This is a genomic window from Prauserella marina, from assembly GCF_002240355.1.
Taxonomy (GTDB): Bacteria; Actinomycetota; Actinomycetes; order Mycobacteriales; family Pseudonocardiaceae; genus Prauserella_A; species Prauserella_A marina.
On sequence record NZ_CP016353.1, the window covers coordinates 3,797,076 to 3,812,796 of the forward strand.

At 67.9% G+C, this 15,721-nt stretch carries 15 protein-coding genes; 9 read left to right on the plus strand and 6 right to left on the minus strand.

The features are described from left to right. Positions 1-2 precede the first annotated feature (2 nt). The gene (locus BAY61_RS17815) at positions 3-1,250 is read right to left on the minus strand and encodes a methylaspartate mutase (protein WP_245865177.1); all 1,248 of its coding nucleotides are present in this window, start codon (positions 1,248-1,250) and stop codon (positions 3-5) included. Further along, a complete protein-coding gene (locus tag BAY61_RS17820; RefSeq protein WP_211323619.1) occupies positions 1,247-1,720 on the minus strand; it encodes a cobalamin B12-binding domain-containing protein in 474 nt (157 codons plus the stop codon). Before BAY61_RS17820 ends, BAY61_RS17815 begins: the two co-directional genes overlap by 4 nt. A 247-nt stretch (positions 1,721-1,967) precedes the next feature. Between BAY61_RS17820 and BAY61_RS17825 the strand changes: the two genes are divergently transcribed. From BAY61_RS17825 to BAY61_RS17845, 5 genes are all read left to right on the plus strand, one after another. Then, the gene (locus tag BAY61_RS17825) at positions 1,968-2,756 is read left to right on the plus strand and encodes a formyltransferase family protein (RefSeq protein ID WP_170140267.1); all 789 of its coding nucleotides are present in this window, start codon (positions 1,968-1,970) and stop codon (positions 2,754-2,756) included. An 8-nt stretch (positions 2,757-2,764) separates the two neighbouring features. Next, positions 2,765-4,018 carry a diaminobutyrate--2-oxoglutarate transaminase gene (ectB, locus tag BAY61_RS17830; protein ID WP_091809004.1) on the plus strand — a complete coding sequence of 418 codons (1,254 nt, stop codon included), beginning with the start codon at positions 2,765-2,767 and terminating at the stop codon, positions 4,016-4,018. 64 nt (positions 4,019-4,082) lie between these two features. After that, entirely contained in the window at positions 4,083-5,009 is a 927-nt protein-coding gene (gene thpD, locus BAY61_RS17835) for an ectoine hydroxylase (protein WP_091808703.1), read from the plus strand. 25 nt (positions 5,010-5,034) lie between these two features. Then, positions 5,035-5,937, plus strand: a complete 903-nt coding sequence (locus BAY61_RS17840; protein ID WP_091808704.1) for a TauD/TfdA dioxygenase family protein — start codon at positions 5,035-5,037, stop codon at positions 5,935-5,937. A 27-nt stretch (positions 5,938-5,964) separates the two neighbouring features. Continuing rightward, complete coding sequence (locus BAY61_RS17845) at positions 5,965-6,780, plus strand: maleate cis-trans isomerase family protein (RefSeq protein WP_091808706.1); 816 nt, start codon at positions 5,965-5,967, stop codon at positions 6,778-6,780. On the opposite strand, the gene BAY61_RS17850 is transcribed toward BAY61_RS17845, so the two are convergent. The 4 genes from BAY61_RS17850 to BAY61_RS17865 form a co-directional block, all read right to left on the minus strand. Beyond that, positions 6,740-6,949, minus strand: coding sequence for an AMP-binding enzyme (locus tag BAY61_RS17850; RefSeq protein ID WP_091808707.1), 210 nt, complete (start codon positions 6,947-6,949; stop codon positions 6,740-6,742). The two genes, BAY61_RS17845 and BAY61_RS17850, sit on opposite strands and share 41 nt — an antisense overlap. Positions 6,950-7,301: 352 nt before the next feature. Beyond that, positions 7,302-8,471: a thiolase domain-containing protein gene (locus BAY61_RS17855; RefSeq protein ID WP_091808708.1), complete on the minus strand. Its 1,170-nt coding sequence runs from the start codon at positions 8,469-8,471 to the stop codon at positions 7,302-7,304. Positions 8,472-8,494: 23 nt separating this feature from the next. Further along, the gene (locus tag BAY61_RS17860) at positions 8,495-9,289 is read right to left on the minus strand and encodes an SDR family NAD(P)-dependent oxidoreductase (protein WP_091808709.1); all 795 of its coding nucleotides are present in this window, start codon (positions 9,287-9,289) and stop codon (positions 8,495-8,497) included. Further along, a complete protein-coding gene (locus BAY61_RS17865; RefSeq protein ID WP_091809006.1) occupies positions 9,282-10,178 on the minus strand; it encodes a PCC domain-containing protein in 897 nt (298 codons plus the stop codon). Before BAY61_RS17865 ends, BAY61_RS17860 begins: the two co-directional genes overlap by 8 nt. A gap of 320 nt (positions 10,179-10,498) precedes the next feature. Here BAY61_RS17865 and BAY61_RS17870 point away from each other — a divergent pair, with 320 nt between their 5' ends. The 4 genes from BAY61_RS17870 to BAY61_RS17885 all read left to right on the plus strand — a co-directional run bounded on the left by BAY61_RS17870 (position 10,499) and on the right by BAY61_RS17885 (position 15,713). Continuing rightward, positions 10,499-11,758 (plus strand): PucR family transcriptional regulator, encoded by a 1,260-nt coding sequence (locus BAY61_RS17870; protein ID WP_091809008.1) that lies wholly within the window; start codon positions 10,499-10,501, stop codon positions 11,756-11,758. Positions 11,759-11,898: 140 nt separating this feature from the next. Next, positions 11,899-13,218, plus strand: coding sequence for an MFS transporter (locus BAY61_RS17875; protein WP_091808710.1), 1,320 nt, complete (start codon positions 11,899-11,901; stop codon positions 13,216-13,218). Between the two features lie 64 nt (positions 13,219-13,282). After that, positions 13,283-14,710: an MFS transporter gene (locus BAY61_RS17880; protein WP_091808711.1), complete on the plus strand. Its 1,428-nt coding sequence runs from the start codon at positions 13,283-13,285 to the stop codon at positions 14,708-14,710. A gap of 307 nt (positions 14,711-15,017) precedes the next feature. Further along, a complete protein-coding gene (locus BAY61_RS17885) occupies positions 15,018-15,713 on the plus strand; it encodes a response regulator transcription factor (RefSeq protein WP_091808713.1) in 696 nt (231 codons plus the stop codon). The last annotated feature ends 8 nt before the right edge of the window (positions 15,714-15,721 follow it).

Below are 15,721 nucleotides of genomic sequence, written 5' to 3' on the forward strand. Positions count from 1 at the left end.
CCTCACACACCTTCGGCAGTAGCAGGGGCATCGGTGTCGAACCTTCGCCGTACATGGGCGAGCATCCGCAGCAACTCGGCTGAGGTGACGCGCTGAGCGCGGGCGCGGGGGACGAGGTGGCTGATGGGCATCGCACCGGGGTCGGCCCAGATCAGCCGTCCCCGCTCGTCGATGCCGGATCTCGCGACGTTCGCGTTGTCAGGGTGCAGGCAATAGGGCACGTCGAGCACGCCCCCGCGGAACGCGCGGACCAGCGCGCCGCCGACCGTGTCGGCAAGACCGAGCACGGTGTCGATCAGGGCCCGCGCCCTTTCCTCGATCCCGGTGCCAGCGGGTGCGGGGGGCCTGTCCCGCTGGGCGAGAGCCGCGTCGTGCGCGTGGCGCAGCGCGGCGACGTTCTCCTCGATCGTCGGAATGCGCGTCGCCTCGGCGACCGTCTTGACGATCACCCGCTCGCAGCCCGCCGCGGCAGCCAGCCGCGCGCTTTCGGCGAGCAAACCGAGCGCGCCGCGCCTGCTCGCGGGGTACACGCCCATGTAGGTGTAGACGACGACGTGCCAGCCGACGTCGGCGGCGAGGTAGCTCGACGCGAGCTCCCGCAAAGCCAGCAGCGCTTCGAGGTCCTGTCCGAAGTGGACCTGCTGGGCATAGCTCAGCGACACGTCCCTGATCCCATTGTGCTGAAAGAACAAGGCTTCGAGCACACTGATCGCGACGAGCAGGTCGGGAGGGCAGAGCTGCCCGAGCAGACAGCCACCGAACGTCTCGACGTGTCCCTGGTACGCGCCGAGCAGCGCGCACGAGCGCTCCCACTCCTCGGTCGCGACGTCCAGCGGAACCCTGCTGTAGGGCAGGCAGTAGGACACCGGGCCTCCCTCGGTGACCGTGATTCCCGCGTCGAGCATCACCTCGAAGATCTCGAAGGGCCGCGCGGAGCCGTGCCGCATCTGGATTCCGAACCCGGGACCGGCGACATCGGCGAGCAGCTCACGGGTCCGTCGCGCGCCGTGCGCGACGATCGGGTACCCGTTGAGGGTCCTGCCCTCTGCCAGCGCCGACCGTGCCCTCGCGTGCTGATTGGTGCGGGTGAAGCTGTCCAGCGTGATCGTGCCGACCGTGGGAAGTCCGCTGTCGCGCACCGCGCGCAGCCCCCGCCGCATCAGGTCGATGTCGGAGAAACCCATCCTGCATTGAACGACGAGGCCGTCCCTTTCCACCGGAACAGGACTTCGCTCGGGCGGCGAATTCACCTGATACCGCTCCCCCGCCGAGTAGTCGGCAACCTTTCAGCAACGCCGGAAAACTGTTTCAGGTAATCGATGAAATCACCGACTGGTTGCTCGGGAGAAAACACGGCGTCTACACCGCTGGACAGCATCTCTCGATTTTTCCGGTTTTCGAGAAATCCTTCAGTGGTGAGCTTTCCGCCGACGACGATGCGCATTCCGGCAACCTCTGGCCGCGCCCTGACGGCGGCCGCGCACGCGGGGATCTCGATGGCGCCGTGACCGTTGACGCTGCTCAGCACGAGCAGGTCGGGCGCCGTGGCCACGCATTCGCCGACGACCTCGCGGAACGGAACGCACGGGCCGAGGTTGTGCACCACGAACCCCTGCTCTTCCAACAACAACTGGAGATAGACCAGGTTCCAGGTGTGCGCGTCGGACGGTGTCGTGGCCACGACCGCCACCGGAGCGGGCACGATCCGCTTCTCCGGCACGCGGCGTAGCGGATCTCGCACCTGTATCGCACTCAACACGAGTTCTTCCCATCATTCACGATGAATGAAGCGCCTTACTCCATTCATTCTTCCGATAGGCATCGACGAGTCAAGTGAAGCGTTGTCAAGTTTCCAACAAATCTCGGTCAACTATGTCAAATTGTCGAATATCTTCTTGCGTCTTCCCCGTCCTGGTCCACACCATGGTGACACCAGCAACGGATCACGGCGAACAGGAGTACCGGCAGTGAATCAGCGGCTTTCCGAGTCACCGGTCGCCCGCCCCTTTCGCATCCCTGGAGCCGACCGGCCCGGCGATCTGCGTTTCGCCTATTTCAACCTCAAGGGGCACCCTCGTGGCGAATTGATGCTGCATCGCCTGATCGGAGCGGGGTTCGTGCCCAGCCTTGTCATCGACGAGGACTCCCCGCTCGCGGCGGGGCTGCTCGCCGCTCAGTTCCGCCAGCTCGGCCAGGTCGCCGCTTTCACGCCGCCGACCCCGCTGGAGACCGTGTGCAAGACGCTCGACATCCGGTACGAGACGGTGGGCAACCACAACGACGCCGACACCGTGGCCGTACTGGCGGAGGCCGCGCCTTCCCTCGGAGTACTCGGCGACACGCGGATCATGCGGGCGCGCGTCATCGACGCGCTGCCGCACGGGATCGTCAATGTGCACCCCGGTCTACTGCCCTCCGTCCGCGGCAACAATCCTTACCTGTGGTCGGTCGTGCACGGCCTGCCCCAGGGCGCGACGGCGCACCTCATCGACACCGGTGTCGACAGGGGCCCGATCATGTTGGCCAGAGAACTGGAACTCACGGCGGGCACAACCCTTCCCGAGCTGATCCACACGATCAACACACTGTGCGCCGATGTCGTCGTGACCGCGCTGAGCCAGCTGACCTCGGGTACGGCGACACTGACCGAGCAGCCCGCCGACGACGCCGTCACGTTCAGGGAGGCAAGGCCGGAGATCTGGAGCCTCGTCGAGACGATCCTGCGCGAACGCGCCGGCGCGGCGGCGCGGCGGTGACGGCCGCCATGAACGACACGGACGTCTTCGCCATCGAATCCGAGGTTCGCGCCTACAGCCGCGCCTGGCCGGTCGTGTTCGACAGCGCGCGAGGCAGCACGCTACGCGCCGAGGACGGAACCCCTTATCTGGACTTCTTCAGCGGAGCGGGTGCGCTGAACTACGGGCACAACAATCCCGTGCTCAAACGAGCGCTGCTGCGCTACCTCGAACGTGACGGTCTCACCCATGCCCTCGACATGCACACCGTCGCGAAGCGGGACTTTTTGCGAGCACTCAAGGAAATCGTGCTGAATCCGAGAGGACTCGACTACACGATCGCGCTACCCGGCCCCGGCGGGACCAACGCGGTGGAGGCCGCGCTGAAACTCGCCCGCAAGAACACCGGACGGCACCAGGTTCTCAGTTTCACCAACGGTTTCCACGGGATGACACTCGGCGCGCTCGCGGTCACCGGGAACACGGCGAAACGCGCCGGCGCCGGGCTGCCGCTGGGGTACACGACTCCGCTCCCCTTCGGGGACACCACGGGGAGTGGGGAACCGGATTTCGGTTACCTCGAACGGCTTCTCGGTGACTCCGGCAGCGGTCTCGACCGGCCCGCGGCGGCGATCGTGGAAACCGTCCAGGGCGAGGGCGGCCTCAACGCGGCCTCGTTCGCGTGGCTGCGAGCGCTGCGCGAGATCTGTGACAGGTACGGCGTCCTGCTCATCGTCGACGACATCCAGATGGGCTGTGGCCGCACCGGACCGTTCTTCAGTTTCGAGCCGGCCGGGATCGTCCCCGACATCGTGTGCCTTTCCAAGTCGATCAGCGGCTACGGCTTGCCCATGGGCCTGCTGCTGTTCGCCCCCGAACTCGATGTGTGGGCGCCGGGCGAGCACAGCGGCACGTTTCGCGGCAGCAGCCCCGCCTTCGTCACGGCGGCGGAGGCACTGCGCGCCTTTTGGCTGGACGACACGCTCACGAGGAACACAGCGAGGCTGGCGGGGCGGCTCTCGGCCCGCCTGGGGTCGATCGCCGGTTCCCGTCCCGGCGGTGCCGTCGCGGTCAAAGGCAGGGGCCTCGCCGCCGGACTGGAGTTCCGAGGAGGCGACGTCGCGGAAAAGGTGTGCGCGCTGGCCTTCGAGCGCCGGCTGCTGCTGGAGACCTCCGGACCGCGCGACCAGGTCGTCAAGCTGCTTCCGGCGCTGACGATCAGCGACACCGAATTCGAGGCGGGGCTGGACATTCTGGCGAGTGCCGTGGCCGACGCGGTGTGAGAAGCCGCGCCGAGGAACCAACACGCGAATACCGGAAACACAGTGGCGGCAAGGAAGGTGAGGTATGGCTCAGCCCACGCTCAACGACACGTCCGACAGGTACCCGACCCGCACCGGCGAGTCCGGTGGGCGAATTCCGCGCACCGATCCCTCGGTGTGGGGGCACGATGTTCCCGGACCGGTTTCTCCTGACGAGCTCCAGGTCTACGACAGGGACGGGTACCTGTCCCTCGGACAGGTACTGGCCGAGGAGGAGATAGCCCGGTGTCTCGGCGAGATGAATCTGCTCGCCGCCGATCCCTCACTCCAGCACGATCCCCGGCTGGTGCGGGAGCACCGGTCAGGACACGTGCAGTCGGTGTACGAGGTGCACACGCTCAGCGCCTTCGTCGCGGAACTGGTGCGCAGGGAGTCCATCGTCGGCGTCGCCCGCCAGATTCTCGGCTCGGAGGTGTACGTGTACCAGAGCCGCATCAACTACAAGTCGGGTTTCGTGGGCGGGCCTTTCTACTGGCACTCCGACTTCGAGGTGTGGCACGCCGAGGACGGAATGCCGGCGCCGAGGGCGTGCAGTATCTCGATCGCGCTGACGCCCAACGTGCTCACCAACGGCGGCCTGATGATCATGCCCGGTTCGCACACGAGTTTCGTACCGTGCACCGGCGAGATTCCGGCCGATTTCTCCGGCAGCCACAAGCCGGAGCTGAGTGATCCTCCTGAGGAGGCGCTGACACGGCTGGCCGACGACCACGACATCAGGCTGCTGACCGGGCCCGCCGGATCGGCCACGGTTTTCGACTCGAACTGCATGCACGGCAGCAACGGCAACATCACGCCGCGGCCTCGGTCCAACCTGTTCTTCGTGTTCAACAGCGTGCACAACGCGCTGGGCGAGCCGTTCGCGGCCGAGGGAAGGCGGCCCGACTTCTACGGCACCCGCACCGTCGTTCCCGTCGAGCCGAACTACCCGCACCAGCCCATCGCGCCCTGAAGGCACAGAGAACACGGAGAACACAGTGGATACTCGCACCGGAAACAGGATCGGGCTCGAACCGCTCGACGCTCCGCTGGGCGCCCTGGTCACCGGGGTCGATCTCCGGCGGCCGCCCGGCGAGGAGGACGTGCCGGTCATCGAGGAGGCGCTGGAGCGATTCGGCGTGCTCATCATGCGGGGACAGGACATCACGCCGCGGCAGCAGGTCGCCTTCTGCGAGGCGTTCGGCGAACTGGATCTGCCGCCCAGAGTGGAGGACCGGCTCGACGGCGAGGCGAACATCTTCGTGATCGGCAACCCCGACGACAAGGCGGTGGTCTTCGCTCCGGACACCGGCCAGGAGGCCGAACCGCCGTGGCCCGACCTGGAATGGCACGCCGACCAGTCGCAGTACCCCGTCCCCACCTGGATCAGCATGATGTACGGCGTCTCGGTACCGCCCGACGGCGGCGACACCCTGTTCGCCTGCACCTACTCCGCCTACGAGGCGCTCGACGAACCCACAAGGCGGCGCTACGACGAGGTGACGCTGCTGCATTCGATCACCGGCATCAACGACTACCTCAGGCAGCTCGGCAAGACCGGCACGATCAGCGAGGCCGAACTCGGCAGGGAACACGAGGAACCGCAACGCTGGCCGCTGGTACGGACCCATCCCCGCAGCGGGCGCAAGGCACTGTACTTCGGTGCGAGGGTCAGTGTCGGCGCCGTCGGGCTGGACGCCGTACAGGGCCGCCGGTTGATCAGGGAGGTGACGGAACTGGCCAGCAGGCCGGAGTTCGTCTACCGGCACCGGTGGCGCGGGGGCGATGCCGTGCTGTGGGACAACCGGCGGGTCGTACACGCGGCGACCTCGTTCGACACGGCACGGTACCGGCGGGTCATCCACCGCACCACCGTGCGCGAGAACACGCCCATCCGCTGAGGAGTTTCCGGGTAACGAGGGGACACCATGGTCGCCATCCGCACCAGTACGGCCTGGACCGGCTTCGCTCCCACCGACCCGGCTCCATCGGGAACCGTCGGGTTGCTGGCGCTGGCCACGGACGCCTACATCGAGTACGACCTGCGCGGGCTGCTGCCACCGGACGTTGGCATGTGCACGACGCGGATCGCGAACGTCGAACCGCTGACCGTCGGATCACTGCGCGCGACCGCGGCCGACGTCACGGCCGCCGCGGAGACAATCCTGCCGGGTCAACCACTCGACGCGCTGATCTACGGCTGCACGGCCGGTGCGGCGATCATCGGCCACGACGAGGTGGCCGGGTTGCTCGGGGCGGCGAAGCCGGGCGCGCACTGCCTCACGCCGGTCGGCTCGGTCAGCGCCGCGTTGCGCGCGCTCGGCGTGACCCGGCCCGCCGTGCTCACCCCGAACCTCCGGCAAGTCAACGAGTCCATCGCTGGGGCGCTGACCGGGGAGGGATTCCGGCTGACGGGGCTCACCGGTTTCGGCATCAGCCAGGACTCCGACATCACGCGTATCCCGCCGGAGGCGATTGTCGAGATCGCGAGCCGACTGTGCTCCCCCGGCACCGACGGGCTGCTCATCTGCTGCACGTCGCTGCGCTCCACGCCGGTGATCGAGGAGCTGGAATCGCTGCTCGGGCTGCCCGTCGTCACCAGCAACCAGGCGCTGGCGTGGGATGTCGCGAGGCGGCTCGGTGCCGAACACCGGCCGCCCGGCCCCGGTTCGCTCTTCCGCGCTTCCGGTGAACCGGTACCGGCTACGGCGCTGGTTCCCGCCCGGCCAGTTCCTGGCGGATGAGCCGTTTGGCCAGCTTGCCGTAGCCGGACTTGGGCAGCGCTTCCCAGCGCGGGAATTCCTTGGGCTGCTTGTATCTCGCCACGCGGCTGGCGAGCCAGTCCTGGACTTCGCCCGGTTCGACGGTGATTCCCCGCCGCGCGACGTACACCGCGACGCCGACCTCACCCACACCGGATCGGGTACGCCGACTATCGCCGCTTCGGAAATACCGGGATGCAGCAACAGTTTCTCCTCGATCGGTGAGGTACAGTAATCCGGCCTCGTCGAGGAAACCCAGGTCGTGTCCGACAAACCCGTAGCCCGCTGCGCGGGGCCAGCGTGTCCCCTCGCCGCGTTGTCGGAAAGCCCGAGTACGACCCGGTACGAGGGCCTTCCAGTCCTACACCACCTTGCGAGGAACCACGCTGATCCCCCGTCGCGGAACGTGGCGGTGTCCGTGACGGGATCGCCGGGGTAGCCCTCGCACACGGCCGGTCCCCGCGACGCGCACCGAGCGCGCCAGGTTCACCGCTCGCCGCGCCTCACGACCGCTCCAGCACGGTGGCGTAGTTGGCGACGGCGACGCCTCCCATGTTGAACACGGCGGCCCTTTCCGCCTTGGGCAACTGCATTTCTCCCGCCTCGCCCGTGAGCTGCATCGCGGCCATGATGTGCTGGGACACGCCCGTCGCGCCCACCGGATGCCCTCTCGCCTTGAGCCCTCCCGACACGTTCACCGGAAGCGCGCCCTCGCGCTGGGTGGTTCCCTCGGCCAGAACCTCGCCGCCCTTGCCCTGCGAAGCCAGCCCGAACGCCTCGTACTGCAACAGTTCGGCGAGGGTGAAGCAGTCGTGCAGTTCCATCAGGTCCAGCTCTGTCGTGCGCAGGCCCGCCTCGGCGAGCGCGGTGTGGAAGGCGGTGGCCGCGCCGTCCCACCGCAGCGGATCGCGGCGCTCGCTCACCGGCAGGGGTTCGTTGGCCTGTGCTCTCGCCGTGACGGCGACGGCCCTGCGGGCCCGCCGCGCGAGCGGGGGTGCCGCGACGACCAGTGCGGCGGCCCCGTCGGACACCATCGAACAGTCGGTGCGCAGCAACGGTCCCGCGACCCTCGGGTTGCGCTCGGATTCGGTGGCGCAGAACTCGAAGCCCAGGTCCGTGCGCAGGTGTGCGTAGGGATTGGCGACGCCGTGCCGGTGGTTCTTCGCCGCGATCGCGGCGAGCGCCTCCCTCGGGTCGCCGAACCGGTCCGCGTACCGCGCGGCCAAGGCTCCGAAGACACCGGCGAAGCTACCCGCCTCGGCTTCGGTCTTCCGGTGGGTCGCGCCGAGCAGCACGTCGTCGAGCACATGCGGGACCGTCGCCGTCATCTTCTCCGCTCCGATCACCAGCGCCGCCTTTCCCCTTCCCGCCTCGACGAAGTCGAGCGCGGCGAACAGCGCGGCGCTGCCACTCGCGCAGGCGTTCTCCACCCTGGCGGCCGGGATCCTGGCGAGCTGTTTGTTTCCCGCGCCGACGAGCGCGGCCTCGAAGCTCTGCTTCGAGAACCCGTTGTTGAACACGCCGACGTAGATGCCGCCGATGTCGGCGGGTTGCAGCCCGGCGTCGGTCACCGCCTCCGCCGACACCTCGGCGATCAGGTCCTGCACTCCCTCGTGTGGCAGCCTGCCGAACCTGCTGTGGGACCAGCCGATCACGCTCGGCGTCGAGCTCATCGTGACCTCCGTTGCCGTGCTGCTCAGCCGCAGCGCATGGACAGTCCGCCGTCGACAGGCAGACACACACCGTTGATGTAGGCGGATTCGTCGGAAGCGAGGAACAGCGCCGCGGAGGCGACGTCCCACGGCGTGCCGACCTTTCCGGTGGGACTGCTGGCGTCCCGTGCCGCCAGCGCCGAGGGCCGGTCGCTCGCACCGGCGACCACCTGCCCTGTCACCAGTGGCGTGTCGATCAGCCCTGGTGCCACGACGTTCGCTCGCACGCCGTCGGCGGCGTGCCGCAGCGCCACCGCGACGGTGAATTGGTTGACGGCGGCTTTGGCCGCACTGTAACCGGGATAGCCGTAGCCGGTGTCGCGGATCGCCGCGATCGAGGAGACGTTGACGATCGCGCCGGCACCCGCCGCGATCATGTGGGGCAACACGTGTTTGCAGGTGAGGAACATCCCGGTGACGTTGACCGACAGTGAGTCCCGCCAGTCGGCGAGGTCGAGGTCCACCACGTCGCCGACCCGCGCGACGCCGACGTTGTTGTGCAGTACCGAAGGGGTTCCCAGTTTCCGTGCCACGGTGGCCACGGCGGACCGCACCTGCTCCTCGACGGTGACGTCAGCCCGCACCGCGATGCCGGTGCCGCCCTCGGCCTCGATGCGGGCGACGGTCAGGGCGGCCTCGTCGCGGTCGATGTCGATGGCCGCGACCCTGGCTCCCTCGCGGGCGAAGGTCAGCGCCGTGGCCCTTCCGTTGCTCATCGCGGCGCCGCTGGAACCGGCGCCGAAAACGAGCGCGACCTTTCCGGCGAGCCGCTCACCCATCGCCTGCTCCCCCGTCGTCCCGGATGAGCAGCAGTTCGAACGTGACGGCGACCAGATTGTGCCCGCGCAGCAACCTGCCCGCGTGCACGACACCGTGCCGGTCGACCAGTATCGCCGACAGCGCGGCCTCGCCAGCGGCATGGCCCGGCCGCACCTTCCCCGCCACGGCCACGACCTCGGTTCCCGGTCCGTCCACATGCCACACCGTCGCCGCTCTGCACAGTCGCGCGCCGACGAGGCTGCCGAGCCCGGCCCGCACGGTCGCACCGGGGAAACCGTGTTCGGCGCTGATCTCCTCGGCCGCGACGCTGAGGTCCTCCCCTGGCCGTACCCGCGAGATGACGACGTTGCCAGTGGGGTGCCGCACTGCGGCGGGTGCCGGGGTGAAGGCGGGCATGCGCGTCTCGGAGTCGGTCGCGCTGGTCAGTTCGACACCGGGCAGGGTGTGCACGACCACGTATACCGGAACGTCGCCGGTCGTGGTGTCCTGCCACAGGTGGCCTCCTCCGAGGGTGCCGTCGGCGTCGAGCCAGCTCGCGTGACAGTGCAGGAACGGCTTTCCTTCGCGGCGGCCGAACGTGGCCGAGGCCGCGAGCAGTTGCGCGGGAGTGCGCGCGTGCCGGGTCGGGCTGTAGGCCACGGCTGCCGAGCCGTCGGTACCGGCTTCGGGAACGCAGTAGCTGACGCGGCTCAGCGTGCCGCCCATCAGTTCGATCTGCGCGCTCGCGCAGCCGGTGCGGCCGACGACGGAGATGACCGCGTCGAGCAGCCGGGTATGAGGCGGCAGTGTGGCGTGCACGGTACGGGACCGCGCGGCGACCGATTCCCTTCTGCGATCGGCCATCGGGCCGGGGTGCCGCAGCGGCCGGACCGGCGCGGGGATCAGCATCGCCGCTCCCCGCGCGGGGGCGGCGACGAGACATCGAGGTTCAGACCAGAGTGCGGGTCCGTGATCGGTTGACAGGTCATGGTGCCTCCCGGTCGTACACGCGAACGAGGGTGGGTCCGCGTCGGCCGAGTATTCGCGCTTGTCCTTCGTCGACGACACCGCGCACCGTCGAGTATTCGGCCTGCCGCTTCCTCCGGAAAGAGAAACCGCCTGGTCGTCCCCTTTGCCAGCGGGAGCCCCAGCCGCCAGAATCTGGTCTGGATCACCGCGAAACGAGCCACGAAGGGGGTAGTGCGGCCACCGGCCAGCACTTGACCGGCATGGGAGACAACGGGCTACAACGGATCGTCGACACGCTCGCCGAGCGGATCGGCCGGTCCGTCGCGATCAACGATCCTTCGGCTCACCTCATGTGCGCCAGCAAGCACTTCGGCGACGAGGACGAGGTCAGGGTGCACGCGATGCTCCAGCGGGAGGCGGGCGGTGCCGTCATCGATCACATGCTCGCGCAGGGCATCACCCGCTGGGCCGAACCGGGGATCATCCCTCCGCGCGACGATTTGCGGATGCTCGCCCGCTTTTGTGTGCCGGTGCGCTGGGAAGGGCTCCTGCTCGGGTTCCTCATCGTGATCGGACCGGAATCATTGTCGGCGGAGCGGGTCGAGGCGATCACCTCGGCCGCGTCGTCGATGGCCGCCGTGCTCTACCGCGACTTCCTCGTCGAGGACGCGGGCAGGACGGCGAGGGAGGAGGCGGTACTCGGGCTCGTCGGCGGCGTGCCCGAACGGAGGATCACCGCCCAGCGGAGGCTGGAGGAGGACGGCTGGCCGCGCTCGGCGCCATGGGCGGTGGTGAGTGTGGTCGACGTTCTCGACGGCATGGCCGCTGCCGGTGGCAGTGGGCGCGCGCCCGCCGAGCTGGCGTTGCGCACCGCGCTGGAACCCCTCGTCCGCAAGGCGGCGCGCGCCGCCTTCGCCGTCGACGGCGACAGGGCGATCCTGCTCCAGCTCGACCACTCCCCGATGAGCGTGGAGCACCTTCGCCAGCAGAGCACCACCATCACCAGACAGGTCCTGCTCATGCTCGGCGACGACGCGCGGTGCGTCGTCGGGGTCGGCGCGGCCGCGGGCGGGCTTTCCGAGGCGTGGCATTCCCGGCTACAGGCCGCGACGGCCGCCGAGGGCGCACGGGTCATCGGCTCCCCCGGCGGTGTGGCGTTCTGGGACGAGCTCGGCGCCTACACGGCGTTGCTACAGCTTCCCCCCGACCGGCTCGGCCCGTGGCTGCTGCCGAAATCGCTGCGCGACCTCGTCGCCGCCGACCAGCACGGCAGGCTGGTCGAGACGCTCACCGCCTATCTCGACAACGCGGGATCCAGCCCCGCGACCGCCGCGGCGCTGCACATCCACCGCACATCGCTGTACTACCGGCTGCATCAGATCGAGCAGCTCACCGGCCTGGATCTCGCTGACGGCGACACGAGGCTCACGATGCACATCGGGTTGCGGTTGCTGGCGCTCATCCCGTCGAACCCGGCTGGGAAAAGCGCTCCCGAACAGGGCTTTTCGGCAAATCGATAAAGGAATGCCGCGAACCTTCGACACGAGACGGTTGTGATGTGACCCACACTGGCCGATGCTCCCGGCACGTCCCCGGCCGGCGGTGAGGACGGCCGTCGACTCCGTCGCGGGACCGCGCACCTGGCCACAAGGGAGTAGCCATGACCACCGCCGCCACCACGTCGACGCAGGCCGTACCGAGGAGGCGCATCCTCGCGGCCAGCTTCATCGGCACCGCCATCGAGTTCTACGACTTCTACATCTATGGCACGGCGGCGGCGCTGGTGTTCGGGACGTTGTTCTTCCCGACGTTCTCGCCGCTGGCGGGCACACTGGCCGCGTTCGCCACGTTCGGGGTCGGCTTCGTCGCCAGGCCGGTGGGCGCGGTGGTCTTCGGTCACTTCGGCGACCGCATCGGCCGCAAGACGATGCTCATCGTCTCACTGCTCACCATGGGTGTCGGCACTGTCGCGATCGGACTGTTGCCGACCTACGACATGATCGGCATCGGCGCTCCGGTACTGCTGGTGATCTGCCGGTTCATGCAGGGCTTCGGCCTCGGCGGCGAATGGGGCGGCGCGGTGCTGCTCGCCACGGAATACGCGCCGAAGAACAGGAGAGGGCTCTGGTCGAGCTTCCCGCAACTGGGACCCGCGGTCGGGTTCATCATCGCGGGTGCCGCCTTTCTCGTGCTGGGCGCCACGATTCCCGAGGAGGCGTTCAACTCGTGGGGCTGGCGGATTCCTTTCCTCGCCAGCGCGGTGCTCATCGTCGTCGGCCTCTACGTGCGTACCAAGATCGCCGAGACTCCGGTGTTCGAGAAAGCCATGAAGGAGCAGGAGAAATCCAAGGCTCCCATCGTCGAGGTGGTGAAGCGGCAGCCCCGGACGCTACTGCTGGCGACCTGCTCGTTCATCCTCGCCCACACACTGTTCTACACGATCACGACGTTTTCCCTTTCCTACGGCACCGAAGTACTCGACCTGAACAAGAACATGCTGCTCATCTCCGCGATGGTGGCCGCGGCCGTGATGGGCATCGCGACCCCGATTCTCGCCGTCTATTCCGACCGGGTCGGCAGGCGGCGAGTGTGCATGGGGGCGGCGATCCTCGCGATGGTGTGGGCTTTCCCGCTGTTCGCGCTGATCAACACCGGCGAGCCTTTCCTTGTCGCGCTGGGAATGTCGGTGGGCATGATCGCCTTCGCCGCGTTGTTCGCCCCGATGGGTGCCTACCTTCCCGAACTGTTCGCGACACGGTACCGTTACACCGGTTCGTCCGTGGCCTACAACGCGAGCAGCATCGTCGGCGGTGGCCTCAGCCCCATTCTGGCCACCCAGCTTGTCGCCTCGACCGGTTCGTCACTTCCGGTGTCGGCCTACGTCGTGGTCATCGCCGCGCTCTGCGCGGTGTGCATCTGGTTCCTGCGTGAGGCACACACCGCCGACCTCACCGTCGACCCGGTCGACCACCCCACCTGAGGCAGACGGCTGGGTCAGACGCAAGTACGGAAAGGCACAACCGAACACGGGAGGCAACCCGGCGGTGGACAGATTTCCGGTCGACACAACCGATTCCGGCGGCCTGCGCACTGGCCGCGCCGCGTTCGCCACCCTCGCCGCGGTGCACACGACCTTGCTGATGGCCATGATGGTCATCGCGGTGGCGTTACCGGCCGTCCAGCGGGAGTTCGAACTCGGCAACACCGGCATCGCGCTGGTCAACAGCGCCTACCCCGTTTCCTTCTGCGGGCTGCTGTTGCTCGGCGGCAGACTCGGCGATCTCGTCGGCTGGCGCAAGGCGTTCATGGTCGGCACCGCCGTGTTCGCCGTCGGTTGCGCGGCAACGGCACTCGCCCCCGGCTTCATCGCCCTGCTGGTGGCACGGTTCTGTCAGGGCTGCGGTGCCGCCGTGGCCGCACCGGCCGCGCTGGCGTTGCTGCGCGGGGTCTTTCCCCGCCGTGATCAATACGTGCGGGCGATCGCGGTGTGGGGAGGGCTGCCCATGGTGGGCGGCGCGATCGGCCTGCTCACCGCGGGGCCCATCGTGAACGTGGTGTCCTGGCGCTGGCTGTTCCTCGTGCCAACGCTCATCGCGCTGGCAGCGGTGGCGATCGCGCCGAAACTGCTTCCCGACCTCTCCCCCTCGGAGCGGCAACGCCTGGACTGGCTGGGCGGCGCGCTCGTCACGACCGGGCTGGCACTGGTGTGTTACGGCCTCGTCGGCAGCGGGGAGCGGGGCTGGAGCGCTTCGGTCGTGGTCACCGTCGCCTGCGGCGCGGGCCTACTCGCCGCGTTCCTGTTCAGCCAGACGCGCCGCGCCGATCCGTTGCTGCCGCTGAGTTTCTTCGCCTCCCCTCGACGGCTCGCCGGACTGTGCGGGCTGGCAGCGGGCGCGACCGGAGTGTTCAGTCTCTCCTTCTTCCTTCCGCTCTACTTCCAACAGACCCACGACTATTCTCCCGCGCTGACCTCGGCGGCGTTCGTCCCCTACTCACTGGCCATGTTCGCCACATCGGCGTTCACCGGGCGGCTCGTCTCCTCGTTCGGGGCGAGGACGGTTACCGTCGCGGGGCTGCTGACCGGGGCGGCGGGGCTGCTGTTGCTGGCGACGATGGACGACCAGCAGTCCTACCTCGGCACCATGCTGGCCGGAATGATCGTCTTTCCGGCTGGGGCACTCGCGGTTTTCGCCGGAGCGACGGTCGCCGCGCTGGAGGACGTGCCGGAAACCCATGCCGGTGTCTCGGGCGGTTTGCTCAACACGGCGATGGAGTTCGGCCCCACCGTCGGTTTCGCCGCGCTCGTGGCCGTCGCCGGATCCTGGACGACGCGATTGCAGGGCTCGGGAACACCCGCTCATTCCGCGATTCCGCTCGGCTACGGTGCCGCGCTCACCGTCGCCGCCGGTGTCTTTTTGGTGATCGCACTGGCCTGCTGGCTGTTGCTGCGCCCTTCGGCGCGCCGTCGCTGAAACGCGGCCGTCCTGCCGAGGGCGCGGCACTTTCGGAAAGTGCCGCGCCCTTGGCGTCATCGTCGCGCTCTCGTCCACCCATGTCCAGACCACTATTCTGCAATATGCATACCGGAAGTTGCTCTATTCGGGTGTTGATTCGCGACGATCACCCAAGCATGATGAGAACCGAGGAAAAATTTGTGCTCTACAGCGTCCCATCCCTTTCCACCGGAGCGGGATCGATTGTGCGCGCTGTGGCCCATTTTCCGGCGAACGACAACCGTCGCAAACAAAAGAAACGCGCGGACCTCTGGGGGTAGCAGCGATGCGGGTGCTCGTGGTTGACGCCGAATTCGACTACGCTCAATTCCTGGTTGCGGGAATTCAGCGGTTCGGCCACGACGCACTGGGCGTGAGCACGGGCAGCGGCGCGGTGGAAAGCTATCCTCGCACCGACATCGTGCTCCTCGACCTGGAGCTTCCCGACATGGACTGGCTTGAGGTCTGCCGCATCATCAGAGCGGCGGACACCATCCCCATCATCGCGCTGGCCAACACCGAAACCGAGGCCGAACGAATACTCGCATTACGTTCCGGAATCGATGATTACCTCAAAAAGCCTTCTCAATACATCCGCGGCCTCATGGCTCGCATCGAGGCGGTAATGCGCAGGGCGAGACCACAGAACAATCGTCAGGAAATACTGGAGCGCGGCGCGCTCCGCATCAACGCGGCGACCAGGCAGGTCACCCTCGACGACACACCTATTTCGGTCACGAGGAAAGAATTCGAGCTACTCCATTACCTCGCGAAACAACCAGGAGTCGTCGCCTCCCGGCAACAGCTCATGGCCGACGTGTGGGGCACCGGGCGCACCGGCGTCATGGACACCCGGATCAGCCGCACCATCGACACCCACGTCAACACCATTCGCCGCAAACTCGGTTCGGCGAACTGGATCCACACGGTGCGCGGCGTCGGGTTCCGGTTCGACGCCGAACGGCAGTCACTGTCCCGATAGGATCGTCG

What these genes read in the sequence shown, in the direction of transcription:
- thpD (WP_091808703.1), top strand. Translation starts at nt 4,083, where the DNA reads ATGGCTCAGCCCACGCTCAACGACACGTCCGACAGGTACCCGACCCGC.
- BAY61_RS17875 (WP_091808710.1), top strand. Translation starts at nt 11,899, where the DNA reads ATGACCACCGCCGCCACCACGTCGACGCAGGCCGTACCGAGGAGGCGC.
- BAY61_RS17885 (WP_091808713.1), top strand. Translation starts at nt 15,018, where the DNA reads ATGCGGGTGCTCGTGGTTGACGCCGAATTCGACTACGCTCAATTCCTG.
- ectB (WP_091809004.1), top strand. Translation starts at nt 2,765, where the DNA reads ATGAACGACACGGACGTCTTCGCCATCGAATCCGAGGTTCGCGCCTAC.
- BAY61_RS17860 (WP_091808709.1), bottom strand. Translation starts at nt 9,289, where the DNA reads ATGGGTGAGCGGCTCGCCGGAAAGGTCGCGCTCGTTTTCGGCGCCGGT.
- BAY61_RS17865 (WP_091809006.1), bottom strand. Translation starts at nt 10,178, where the DNA reads ATGCTGATCCCCGCGCCGGTCCGGCCGCTGCGGCACCCCGGCCCGATG.
- BAY61_RS17855 (WP_091808708.1), bottom strand. Translation starts at nt 8,471, where the DNA reads ATGAGCTCGACGCCGAGCGTGATCGGCTGGTCCCACAGCAGGTTCGGC.
- BAY61_RS17870 (WP_091809008.1), top strand. Translation starts at nt 10,499, where the DNA reads ATGGGAGACAACGGGCTACAACGGATCGTCGACACGCTCGCCGAGCGG.
- BAY61_RS17845 (WP_091808706.1), top strand. Translation starts at nt 5,965, where the DNA reads ATGGTCGCCATCCGCACCAGTACGGCCTGGACCGGCTTCGCTCCCACC.